Consider the following 11,568-nt stretch of genomic DNA (forward strand, 5'->3'; position numbering starts at 1 on the left):
AGCGGTTCGCCGCTGGCCGCGCTGGCGGACGTATGCGTGTTCTCGGACGTGGAAGAAGACAGCGAGGTCTATACGCCAATGACCTCCCGCATCTGTCACCTGGTGCTGGGCGACGTGCTCGCGGCCGGCGTCGCGCTGGAACGCGCCGACACCGTCTCCGCCGGCCTGCAGCGCGCCAAGGCCCATCTGCGCGAGCGCCGCATCGCCCAGGCCGAGCCCGCGCATCTCAGCGAGGCGCCGGCGGCGCCGCGCGCCAGTAGCGCCGCTCGTGCTGGCGGAAAGCCCGCACCTCGTAATACTCGCCGCGCGTCATGATCTGGACCGCGCCGGTTTCGTCGCTGCGATAGCGCGCGATGCCGTGCGAGCCATAGCGATCCCAGATCTCGGGGCGCGGATGCCGGTGGCGATTGCGATAGCCCATCTGGAACAGCGCCAGCTCGGGCGCCACCACGGCCAGGAACGACCCGCTCGACGAGGTGTTGCTGCCATGGTGCGGCGCCTGCAGGAAATCGGCGCGCAGGTCTTGCGTCGGCAGCCGCGCCAGCAGCGCCGCCTCGTCGCGCCGGGAGATATCGCCAGTCAGCAGCAGGCTGCGCGCGCTGCCCTCCACCTTGAGCACGCAACTGCGCGCATTGCTGTCGATGGCGGCGTTCTGCGCCACGCCCGGCAAGGGATGCAACATGACGAAGCGAACCCCGTCCCACTCCCACCGCTGCCCCGCCGCGCAGGGCCGGGCCTTTGGCGAGACCGCGCCCCCGGGCGGCGCCAGCAGCCGATGCCCTGATGGCGCACCTGACAGCAGGCTGTCCACCGCCAACGCCGCCATCACATCGCGCGCCCCGCCTGCGTGATCGGCATCTTCATGACTGATCACCAGTGCGTCGAGCCTGCGCACGCCCGCGCCGCGCAGATACGGCGCGATGGCGCGCGCGCCCGCGCTGCTGCCCGGCTCGCCACGTCCGGCGCCCCATCCATAGGCCGGGCCGGCATCGTAGAGCAGCACATGCGAGCGTGTTTCCACCAGCACCGCGGTGCCCTGCCCGATATCGATCGCGGTGGCGCGAAACTCGCCTTGCGCCACCGGCTGACGTCCCGCCAGCACCATCGGCAGCAGCAGCACGACGCCGTGCAGGCGCGCACGCACGCCGCAACGCACGGGCGCCAGCAACAGCAGCGTGCCGAGCACCGCCAGCGCCAGCGCGAACGGACCTGCCCGCGCGGCCTGCCACACCGCCCACGGCGGCGCTGCCAGCCATTCCAGGCCTATCACCAGCCAGTGCAGCAGCAGGTGTGCGGGGGCCAGCAGCCAGCCCGCCAGCGGTGCCGGCAGGGCCGCCGCCAGCAGGGCCAGCGGCGTTACCAGCAGGCTGACCAGCGGAATCGCCACCGCATTGGCCAGCGGCGAGATCACCGAGACCTGCTGGAACAGCAGCAAGGTCAGCGGCACCAGCCCGATGGTGACGGCCCATTGCGTGCGCGTGGCCTGCGCCAGCGTGGACCGCAAACGTTGCCACCAGGAGGACGCGGCATGATCGGCGGGCTGCGCCGCGGCCAGGAAGATCACGCCCACCGCGCCGAAAGACAGCCAGAAGCCGGGCGACAGCACAGCCCAGGGATCGAGCCCGATCGCCACGAACGCTGCCCAGGCCAGCACCAGGGAGGCCGGCGGCGTGCGGCCGCTCCATAGCGCCAGCGCCGCCACTACCAGCATCGACACGGTACGTTGCGCAGGTACCTGCATGCCCGCCAGCAGGCCGTACACGAGTCCGGCCATCACCGCCGCCACCAGTGCGGCGCGGCGCGCGGGCCAGTACAGCGGCAAGGGCCGCCGCAGCCAACGGCCAAGGCCGAACGAATGCCGCCACAACCAGTACGCGAAGCTGGAAAAGAGACCGGAAATCATGGTGATATGCAGCCCGGAGATGCTGATCAGGTGGCCGATGCCGGTACGGGTGAACAAGGTCCAGTCGCGCTGCCGGATACCCCGCTGATCACCCACCACCAGCGCCGCAAGGACCGGGGCAAAGCGCGCATCCGGAGGCAGGCTGCCCAGCACGTGGTCGCGAACCTGCATCCGCCATCGCGCGATCCGCCACGCCAGTTGTTCACCGACTGCCTCCTGCGCCTCGCGCCGCACGTCGCGCACGTAGCCCGTAGCGCCAATTCCGGCTGCCATCAGCCAGTATTCGTAGTCGAAACCATGAGGATTGGCCAGGCCGTGCGGCCGGCGCAGACGTAGCGAAAAGACGTACCGCTCGCCGGGACGCAACCCGGGCGGCGCATCGTCCCAGCTCAGCAGGACGTGCGAGGGAATGCCGGATGCCATGCCGTGGATCTGCGTCTCATCGAGCGCGAACACAAAGCGCTGGCCGCGCGGCGCCTGTGCCGGCAGGCCCGCAACGACGCCGCCCAGCAGCAGGTCCACGCCTTCCAGTTCGGGCGCCAGGCGTTCTCCCAGCCTGAGTTCGGCGCGCCATGCCGACCAGCCGAAACCCGCCAGCACCGACAGCGCGATCAAGGCGGCCCGGGCCCAGCCGGAGCGGCGCACGCGTAGCGCGAGCATGGCCACCGCGACCCCGGCGGCCACCAGCCACCACGCCACGGCGCCACGCGGCAGCGAGCCCTGTTGTTGCAGCCACCAGCAGCCGGCCACGAAGGCGAGCAGGATCAAACGCATGCCAGCTCCCGGATGGGAAGTCAGATGCGTTTGCTTATACCGCCGTCACCGGCCGCGAAACTTGTCAGGATGAGACGGGAAGGTTGCCGGTCGTTTCGGCCGGGGCCGGGGCAGGCAATGCCGATGGGAACATGGTTGCCGCGAAGGCGGCCAGGCGCGGCAGCGCAGCCACCGAGTTTTGCCACATCGCCGGTGCCAGCGCCGCTGTGTCGAGACCACGCAACTCGCCCAGCACCCTGGCCACGCCCACCACTTCGGCAGGCGTATTGCGCGCCTTGTGCTGCTCGCCGAACTGGTCGTCGGACAGCCATGCGGGGGCGATGTCGGGCGCGTCGGTTTCGAGCACGATGGCGTCGAGCGGCAACTCCAGCGCCAGGCGCCGGATCTGCTTCGCGCGGCTGAAAGTCAGGTTGCCGCCAAAGCCCAGCTTGAGGCCTTGATCGACAAAGCCGCGCGCCTGCTGCACGCTGCCGTTGAAGGCATGGGCGATGCCCTGGCGCACACCGGTGCGCCGCAACTGCGCCGCCACCTGGTCCTGCGACTTGCGCACATGCAGCAGCACCGGCAATTCGAACTCCCGGGCAATCTTGAGCTGCTCGGTGTAGATCCACATCTGGTGTGCGGCATCGAGGCCGGGCACGAAGAAGTCCAGCCCGATCTCGCCGATGCCGACGAAGCGCGGATCGGCCAGCGAGGCTCGCACCTCCCGGCGCAAGGCATCGAGATCGGACTGCGTGGCACCCGGCGTGCACAACGGATGGATACCCAAGGCGTAGACGCAGCTATCGTGCCGCTGCGCCAGCGCGCGCACTGCGGCGAAATTGGACACGGCCACCGCCGGCAGCACGATGCCGGTGACGCCAGCCACGGCGGCGGCGGCGGCCACGGCATCACGGTCGGCGTCGAATTCGCCGGCGTCGAGGTGGCAATGGGTATCGATCCACATGGCGGTGTGCCAGCGCGGCGACGCGCTTCAGCGTTCGGCGTGGAGGTGCCCGTCGCGCAGGCGCAGCACGCGGTCGCAGCGGCTGGCCAGGTCGAGGTCGTGGGTCACGATCACGAAGCTGGTGCCCAGCGTGCGCGACAGCTCCAGCATCAGGTCGTAGACGCCGCCCGCGGTGTGGTCGTCCAGGTTGCCTGTGGGCTCGTCGGCCAGCACGCACGCCGGGCTGCCGACCAGCGCGCGGGCAATCGCCACCCGCTGCCGTTCGCCGCCGGACAGCTCGCCGGGCCGGTGCTGCGCCCGGTCGCCCAGGCCCACCCGCTCCAGCACCGCCATCGCCGCCGCGCGCGCCTCGGGCTGACGCAGCCCGCGGATGCGCATCGGCATGGCCACGTTGTCCAGCGCCGTGAACTCAGGCAGCAGGTGGTGGAACTGGTAGATGAATCCCAGCTCGCGATTGCGCACGATATTGCGCTCGCTCTCGCGCAGCGCCGTAAAGGGCCGGCCCTGCAAGGCAACCCGGCCACTGTCCGGGTTGTCGAGTCCGCCCAGCACGTGCAGCAAGGTACTCTTGCCGGAGCCGGACGCGCCGACGATGGCAACCTTCTCCCCAGCCTCGATCCGCACGTCCACGCCCTTGAGCACGGTCACGTCCAGGCCGCCCTGGCGGAAACGCTTGGTCAGGCCCTCGCCCAACAGGACGGGCGTGCCGTTGTCCTTGCCCGGTGTATCGGCGGCGCTGCCGGCCGGTTCCGCGCGCAACAGGGTTTCACTCATAGCGCAGCGCCTCCGCCGGATTGACGCGGGCAGCGCGCCAGCTTGGGTAGAGCGTGGCCAGGATGGACAGTACAAAGGAAACGATACCGATGGTGGCAATGTCGTTCACGCGGGGATCCGAAGGCAATTCACTAATGAAATAGATGTCGCGCGGCAGGAACTGCACATGCAGCAGCCGCTCGATAAAGGGAACGATCACATCGATGTTGAAGGCGATCAGCGCGCCGCCGGCCACGCCGGCCAGCGTGCCGATAAAGCCGATGGCCACGCCCTGCACGATAAAGATCTTGGTGATCGAGCTGGGCTGCGCGCCCATGGTGCGCAGGATGGCGATGTCGGCCTGCTTGTCCGTGACGGTCATGACCAGCGTGGACACCAGGTTGAACGCGGCCACGGCGATGATTAGCGTGAGGATGATGAACATCATGCGCTTCTCGGTCTGCACCGCGGCGAACCAGTTGCGGTTCTGCTTGGACCAGTCGCGCAGGTATAGCTCGCCCGAGAGCGTGCCGGCCAGCGCGTCGGCCACTTGCGGCGCGCGCTGCATATCCGTCAGTTTCAGGCGCACGCCGGTGGGGCCGGCGAGGCGGAACATGGCTTCGGCGTCGCGGATATTGATCAGCGCCAGCGCGCTGTCGAACTCGAAATGGCCCGACGAAAACACCCCGACCACCGTGAACTGCTTGAGCCGCGGCAGCACCCCGGCCGGCGTGATGGTGCCCTGCGGCACGACCACCGTGACCTTGTCGCCCACCTGCACGCCCATGGCATTGGCCAGTTCGTTGCCCAGCGCGATGCCGAATTCGCCCGGCAGCAGGCGATCCATGCCGCCGCCCCGGAACTGCTTGCCGATATCGGACACCTTGGGTTCCTCGGAAGGCTCGACCCCTCGCAGCAGCACGCCGCGCACCGCATCGTCCCGGGTCAGCATGGCCTGCGCCGCCACATAGGGCGCGGCACCGATCACTTCCTTGTTGCGCAGCGCCTCGGCGGCGGTCTTTTGCCAGTCGGGCAGCGCCCCGGGCCCGACCACCTCGATGTGCGAGAGCACCGAGAGCATGCGGTCACGCACTTCTTTCTGGAAACCATTCATCACCGACAGCACCACGATCAGCGCCGCCACGCCCAGCGCGATGCCGGCCATGGAAATCATCGAGATAAAGGAAATAAAGGTGTTGCGGCTGGCGCGCTTGCTTGCGCGGGTATATCGCCAACCGATCTGCCACTCGTAAGGAAAGTTCAAGAGGGTTCCTGTTGTTAGGGAGTAACGCCGGCGCCACACCGCCGACGCCGCATATGGCTTACTGGCTGCGTGATCGCGCCACTGTCCCAGCCGGGCCGGGGGACGATATTTCCGCCGGCCGCCAGCCGCAAGTTTACAATCCCGGCACCATGATGACGCACCTGACCTTGATTGTGCCCTTTTCCGTCCCGCCCGGCGCCGCGATTGACGCGGACGGCGGGGGCAACGACGCCATGCTGGAAGCCTTGCTGCGGCAGTTGGAGTTACCGGCGCTGGGAAAGTTGCTCACCCGCGCCAGCCCCGGCCCGCGCGAGCGCCACGACGATCCCTTCCTGCGCTCGCTGCCGCATGAGCGCTGGCTGGCCGGACGTGCCGGGCTCGACACTGTCCGCGTGCCCAGCGCCCCGTTCATGCGCCTGGCGGATATGAGCGCCGCCGGCACGGGCGCCGCCGCGAACGACGGCCAGGCCTGGGCTTGCCTGCAGCCGGTACACATCCACGCCGCGCGCGACCACCTGGTGCTGATGGATCCGGCCCAGTTGCACATCCGGGCCGAGGAGTCGGCGGCCCTGCACGCCGCGGTGGCTGACCTGCTGCGGGAGTCGGGCATCTTGCTGGAAACGCCGCATCCGGCCCGCTGGTATATCCCGGAAGCTGTGTTCGGGCCACTTGTGGCCGCCAGCCCGCTGCGCGCCACCGGCCGCAATATCGATGTGTGGATGCAGTCCGGGGAGCGCGCCCGCGACTGGCGCCGGATCCAGAACGAAATCCAGATGACCTGGTATGACCATCCGGTGAACCAGGCCAGGGAAGCCGCCGGAGCGCTCTCCATCAATTCTGTCTGGCTCTACGGCGGCGGCACCCTGCAACAAGTGCCGCGCCTGGCCGACACGGTATTGACCGGGGACGCTTTCCTGCACGGCCTGGCGCTGGCCGGGGGCGCTGCGTGCCAGCCCTTGCCAGCGCGCTTCAAGGCCATCGAAGGCATCGAGGGCAGCGCCATGGTGCTGCTTGAGGACGCCATCGAAGCCCATATCGCCGAAGACTGGGGCCTGTGGATCGAGCGCATGCACGCACTCGATGCCGAATGGTTCGCCCCGGCGCTGGCCGCACTCGAAGGCGGCCAGTTGCAAGCGGTGACGCTGATGCTGGCCGGCGACAACCACTATGCCGAATTCACCGTGCGCCGCGCCGACCTGCGCAAATTCTGGCGCGGCCTGGGCCAGCGCGGCGACTGGCGCGCGCTGCTGTCCGACCTCGCCTATGCCGCCTGAACACCGTTTTCCCGCAAGCCGCACATGACCCGAATCGCCGTTCGTTCCTTCTCCACCGAAAATGCCGGCAAGCTGGCCGGACTCGGCCTGCATCCCACGCTGGCGCGCATCCTGTCGGCGCGCGGGGTGCGCGAACCCGCCGAACTTGCCACTGAACTGCCGGGCCTGGTGCCGCCGGCCGCCCTGAAGGGCATCGACCAGGCCGCGACTTACCTGGCCGACGCCATCGCCGCCGGCCGGCGCCTGCTGATCGTGGCCGACTACGACTGTGACGGCGCCACCGCCTGCGCGGTCGGCGTGCGCGGCCTGCGCATGCTGGGCGCGCACATCGACTACATCGTGCCCAACCGCTTCGAGTACGGCTACGGCCTGACCCCGGAAATCGTGGCGCTGGCGGCCAGGCAGCAGCCGGATGTGATCGTCACCGTGGACAACGGCATCGCCAGCGTCGACGGCGTTGCGGCCGCCAATGCGCTCGGCATCGATGTGGTGGTGACCGATCACCATCTGCCCGGCGACCAGTTGCCCGACGCCGCGGTGATCGTCAACCCCAACCAGCCAGGCTGCGAATTCCCGAGCAAGAACCTGGCGGGCGTGGGCGTGATGTTCTACGTGCTGCTGGCGCTGCGCGCGGAACTGCGCCGCCGTGGCGCGTTCGACACGCAGACCCAGCCGCGCCTCGACACCCTGCTCGACCTGGTCGCGCTGGGCACCGTGGCGGACGTGGTCAAGCTGGACAGCAACAACCGTATCCTGGTCGCGCAAGGCCTCAAGCGCATGCGCGCCGGCCGCATGCACGCCGGCGTGGCCGCCCTGTTCCGCGCCGCCGGGCGCGAGGCGACGCGCGCCAACACCTTCGACCTGGGCTTTGGCGTGGGCCCGCGCCTGAACGCCGCCGGGCGCCTGGCCGACATGTCGCTCGGCATCGAATGCCTGCTGACCGACGACGCCAACCGCGCCTGGGAAATCGCCCAGGAACTTGACGGCATGAACCGCGAGCGGCGCGATATCGAGGCCGGCATGCAGCAGGAAGCGCTGCAGATCCTGGAAGGCCCGCTGGGCGCGCTGGACCCGGCCGCGCGCTTCACTATCAGCGTGTTCAACGACACCTGGCACCAGGGCGTGATCGGCATCGTGGCCTCGCGCCTCAAGGAGAAATACCACCGCCCCACCATCACCTTCGCGCCGGGCGACGAGGATACGATCAAGGGCTCGGGCCGTTCGATCCCGGGCTTTCACCTGCGCGATGCCCTGGATCTGGTATCCAAACGCCACCCCGGCCTGCTGAAGAAATTCGGCGGCCACGCCATGGCGGCCGGCCTGACCCTGGGCGCGGGCGATTTCGCGCAGTTCATGGCGGCGTTCGAGACCGTGGGACGCGAATGGCTGAGCGACGAGCAGCTTGCCCGTGTGATCGAAACCGATGGCGATATCGAGGATGCCTGCTTCAGCCCGGAGTTCGTTTCGCTGCTGGAGCAGCAGGTATGGGGCCAGGGCTTCCCGGCGCCCACGTTCTGCGGCGAGTTCGATGTCGTGCGCCAGAGCGTGCTCAAGGGCAAGCACCTCAAGCTGCAGCTCGGGCGCGGCAGCCAGCGCTTCGACGCCATCTGGTTCAACCATGCCGAGTCGCTGGGCGCCAGCGCGCTGGTGGCCTACCGGCTCGATAACAACACCTTCAACGGTGTCACCCGCGTGCAGATGGTGATCGAGCACGCGCAGTAGCGTGCGCGCCCCGCACGGACGTCAGCCGCGTGCGGGCAGCAGTCCTGCCGGATCGACCGGCTTGCCGTTGTTGCGTACCTCGAAGTGCAGTTCGCTGTCGGCCGTGCCCATGCGGCCCACCTCCTGCCCGCCGGACACCTGCGCGCCCTCGCTGACCGAGGGCTTGTCCAGGTTGCCGTAGACCGTCAGCCAGTTGTCGTCGTGCTTGATGATGACCAGCATGCCGTAGCCGCGCAGGTTACCGACGTGGATCGCCTTGCCCCCGGCCGCGGCGCGCACCGTGCTGCCAGGCGCCGTGTTGATGCGCAGGCCCTTGCTGGCGGGCGGCCCGTAGCCCGCGGTAACGCGGCCGTCAGCCGGCCATTGCAGGCGGATGCTGGTAGCCGGCGCCCGCGACGGCGCGCTGTTGTCCACGCGCGGGGTATCCCCCACCGCCACCGGGCCGCTGCTGGCCCCGCCACCCGTGCCGGCGCTGGCGCCGGCCGGTGGGCGAATCCGCAGCAACTGCCCTACCTCGATGCGATCGGCGCTGGGCAACTGGTTCCAGCGCGTCAGCTCGCGCACCGTGCGCTTGTGTCGCCGGGCGACGGTATACAAGGTGTCGCCGCTCTGCACCCGGTAGTAGCCGTCGGGCGCGGGTTCGCTGGCCAGGGTGCCACAGCCGGCCGCGAGGCAAGCCGCCGCCGCGGCGGCCAGCAGGCCAAGCGCACGGCGGCGCGCGTTTGTCTTGTCGTGGTTGCTTTGCTTCATCACGTACTTATCGTTCCTCCCTGTCCATACTGTCCTACTGTCCATATCTTGAAGCCGGTTGCGCCCGCCAGCACCCTCGCGTCTGCCATGAGGCACCCGCAACTGTAGACCGTTCGCGTGGCGAACCGTTCGAAATCATGCAACAGACTGCATCCGGGCGGGGGAAGACAGCCCCCGATCCGCTATAATTCAAGGTTTTGAAAGCGCAGGAACATCATGGAAGCAGAACGCCTCAACGCCATCTCCGGTGCCATCTCCGATCTCCGTTCGCGAACGGAAGATCTACGGGGGTATCTTTGACTACGATGTCAAAGTAGGAAGACTCGACGAAGTCAACGGCGAACTCGAGGATCCCGAGGTCTGGAACAACCCCAAGCGGGCCCAGGATCTCGGCAAGGAAAAGAAAATGCTGGAGGGCGTGGTCGGCGTGCTCGGCAAGCTCACCGATGACCTCAGCGGCGCCGAGGAGTTGTTCGAGCTCGCGCGCGAGGAAGGCGACGACGACACGATGGAAGCCATCGAGACCGACGTCGCGGGCTTCGAAGCCATCGTCGCGGACATGGAATTCCGCCGCATGTTTGCCGGCGAGATGGATCAGGCCAACGCCTTTATCGACATCCAGGCCGGCGCCGGCGGCACCGAAGCCTGCGACTGGGCCTCGATGCTGCTGCGCCAGTACCTGAAGTACTGCGAGCGCAAGGGTTTCAAGGCCGAGGTGCTGGAAGAATCCGAAGGCGACGTGGCGGGCATCAAGAGCGCCACGATCAAGGTCGAGGGCGAGTACGCGTTCGGCTACCTGCGCACGGAAACCGGCGTGCACCGCCTGGTGCGCAAGTCGCCGTTCGACTCGTCGGGCGGCCGCCACACGTCGTTCTCGTCGGTGTTCGTCTACCCCGAGGTGGACGAGTCCTTCGAGGTCGAGGTCAATCCGGCGGACCTGCGCGTCGACACGTACCGTGCTTCCGGCGCGGGCGGCCAGCACATCAACAAGACCGATTCGGCGGTGCGGATCACGCACATCCCGACCGGCATTGTGGTGCAGTGCCAGAACGACCGCTCGCAGCACCGGAACCGCGCCGAAGCCATGTCGATGCTGAAATCGCGCCTGTACGAGCACGAAATGCGCAAGCGCCAGGCCGAGGCCGACAAGCTGGAGTCGTCCAAGACCGACGTGGGCTGGGGCCACCAGATCCGCTCCTACGTGCTGGACCAGAGCCGCATCAAGGACCTGCGCACCAACGTGGAAATGTCCAACACGCAGAAGGTGCTGGACGGCGACCTGGACCCGTTCATCGAAGCCAGCCTGAAGCAAGGGCTGTAACACGCAGCAGCGGCGCCACGCCGCCGCGCCGGGGCACGGCGCGGCGGCCGGGGCGGCCACACACCCGCCGGGACAATCTCGACCATGACCGCAGCATCGCATCTGATCATCATCACGGGCACCTCGCGCGGGCTCGGCGCCGCGCTGACGCAGGTACTGCTCAAACCGGGTAACCGCCTGCTGTGCGTGGCGCGCGGCCGCAATCCCGAACTGGAACGGATCGCATCCGCCAGCGGCGTCAAGGTAGCCTGGCACCTGCAGGACCTGTCGCAGCCCGGCCCGGCGGCGACCTGGCTCGGCAGCGTGCTCGACGCGGTCGAGGAAACGCCTGCCAGCGTCACGCTGATCCTGAACGCGGGCATGATCGAGCCGATCGGCCCGATCACCAGACTGCGTGAACCGACGCTGGTGCCGCACCTGCTGACCAATCTTGCCGCGCCGATGACCATGACCGCGGCCTTCTTGGCGCACACCGAGCGCTTCGGCTGCCCGCGCAAGATCCTGGCGATCTCGTCCGGCGCGGCGCGCCGCCCGGTCGAAGGCTGGAGCGCCTATTGCGCCAGCAAGGCGGGCCTGGACATGTTCGTGCGCTCGATCAACGCGGAGTACGCGCAGGCCCCGGCCGAACGTGCCGTGCGCGCCGTGGCGCTGGCACCGGGTGTGATCGACACCGGCATGCAGGCCACCATCCGCGATGCCGATTTCGCGCAAGTACAGCGCTTTCGCGACCTCAAGGAAAACGACCAGCTGGCCTCGGCCGACGACACCGCGCAGCGCATCGCCGCGTACCTGGAGCGGCCGGATTTCGGCAGCACCGAGCTCGACGACATCCGCAATACCTGAACCTCCCCCCGCCCCGGG

Annotated in this window: 9 protein-coding genes and 1 pseudogene; 5 read left to right on the forward strand and 5 right to left on the reverse strand. The window is 68.5% G+C overall.

Annotated features, from left to right (window positions below):
- A pseudogene (locus tag CF70_RS37235) lies at positions 1-315 on the forward strand (transcriptional regulator); the annotation flags it as partial.
- On the opposite strand, the gene CF70_RS00965 reads toward CF70_RS37235, so the two are convergent.
- From CF70_RS00965 to CF70_RS00980, 4 genes are all read right to left on the reverse strand, one after another.
- Positions 227-2,677 (reverse strand): DNA internalization-related competence protein ComEC/Rec2, encoded by a 2,451-nt coding sequence (locus CF70_RS00965; protein WP_035859217.1) that lies wholly within the window; start codon positions 2,675-2,677, stop codon positions 227-229. The pseudogene CF70_RS37235 and the gene CF70_RS00965 overlap by 89 nt on opposite strands.
- A 64-nt stretch (positions 2,678-2,741) precedes the next feature.
- Positions 2,742-3,623 (reverse strand): TatD family hydrolase, encoded by an 882-nt coding sequence (locus tag CF70_RS00970; RefSeq protein WP_035859221.1) that lies wholly within the window; start codon positions 3,621-3,623, stop codon positions 2,742-2,744.
- A gap of 27 nt (positions 3,624-3,650) precedes the next feature.
- Entirely contained in the window at positions 3,651-4,397 is a 747-nt protein-coding gene (lolD, locus tag CF70_RS00975) for a lipoprotein-releasing ABC transporter ATP-binding protein LolD (RefSeq protein WP_035859224.1), read from the reverse strand.
- Positions 4,390-5,640, reverse strand: coding sequence for a lipoprotein-releasing ABC transporter permease subunit (locus CF70_RS00980; RefSeq protein ID WP_035859227.1), 1,251 nt, complete (start codon positions 5,638-5,640; stop codon positions 4,390-4,392). Before CF70_RS00980 ends, lolD begins: the two co-directional genes overlap by 8 nt.
- 149 nt (positions 5,641-5,789) lie before the next feature.
- Between CF70_RS00980 and CF70_RS00985 the strand changes: the two genes are divergently transcribed.
- On the forward strand, positions 5,790-6,914 hold the full coding sequence (locus tag CF70_RS00985) for a hypothetical protein (RefSeq protein WP_035859295.1): 1,125 nt from the start codon (positions 5,790-5,792) through the stop codon (positions 6,912-6,914).
- Positions 6,915-6,938: 24 nt separating this feature from the next.
- A complete protein-coding gene (recJ, locus tag CF70_RS00990) occupies positions 6,939-8,636 on the forward strand; it encodes a single-stranded-DNA-specific exonuclease RecJ (protein WP_035859229.1) in 1,698 nt (565 codons plus the stop codon).
- Positions 8,637-8,657: 21 nt separating this feature from the next.
- Here the strand turns inward: recJ and CF70_RS00995 are convergent, their stop codons facing one another.
- Positions 8,658-9,386 carry a M23 family metallopeptidase gene (locus CF70_RS00995; RefSeq protein WP_035859231.1) on the reverse strand — a complete coding sequence of 243 codons (729 nt, stop codon included), beginning with the start codon at positions 9,384-9,386 and terminating at the stop codon, positions 8,658-8,660.
- A gap of 216 nt (positions 9,387-9,602) precedes the next feature.
- Between CF70_RS00995 and prfB the strand changes: the two genes are divergently transcribed.
- Positions 9,603-10,707 (forward strand): peptide chain release factor 2 gene (prfB, locus tag CF70_RS01000; RefSeq protein WP_152561654.1). Its coding sequence is split into 2 segments (ribosomal slippage): positions 9,603-9,683 and positions 9,685-10,707, totalling 1,104 coding nucleotides; the frame shifts between segments, so codons are not numbered across the junction.
- Positions 10,708-10,791: 84 nt separating this feature from the next.
- The gene (locus tag CF70_RS01005; RefSeq protein WP_035859234.1) at positions 10,792-11,550 is read left to right on the forward strand and encodes an SDR family oxidoreductase; all 759 of its coding nucleotides are present in this window, start codon (positions 10,792-10,794) and stop codon (positions 11,548-11,550) included.
- Positions 11,551-11,568: the final 18 nt, after the last annotated feature.

The sequence above is a fragment of the Cupriavidus sp. SK-3 genome (assembly GCF_000611145.1).
Taxonomy (GTDB): Bacteria; Pseudomonadota; Gammaproteobacteria; order Burkholderiales; family Burkholderiaceae; genus Cupriavidus.

What these genes read in the sequence shown, in the direction of transcription:
- lolD (WP_035859224.1), bottom strand. Translation starts at nt 4,397, where the DNA reads ATGAGTGAAACCCTGTTGCGCGCGGAACCGGCCGGCAGCGCCGCCGAT.
- CF70_RS00965 (WP_035859217.1), bottom strand. Translation starts at nt 2,677, where the DNA reads ATGCGTTTGATCCTGCTCGCCTTCGTGGCCGGCTGCTGGTGGCTGCAA.
- CF70_RS00970 (WP_035859221.1), bottom strand. Translation starts at nt 3,623, where the DNA reads ATGTGGATCGATACCCATTGCCACCTCGACGCCGGCGAATTCGACGCC.
- recJ (WP_035859229.1), top strand. Translation starts at nt 6,939, where the DNA reads ATGACCCGAATCGCCGTTCGTTCCTTCTCCACCGAAAATGCCGGCAAG.
- CF70_RS00985 (WP_035859295.1), top strand. Translation starts at nt 5,790, where the DNA reads ATGATGACGCACCTGACCTTGATTGTGCCCTTTTCCGTCCCGCCCGGC.
- CF70_RS00995 (WP_035859231.1), bottom strand. Translation starts at nt 9,386, where the DNA reads ATGAAGCAAAGCAACCACGACAAGACAAACGCGCGCCGCCGTGCGCTT.
- CF70_RS01005 (WP_035859234.1), top strand. Translation starts at nt 10,792, where the DNA reads ATGACCGCAGCATCGCATCTGATCATCATCACGGGCACCTCGCGCGGG.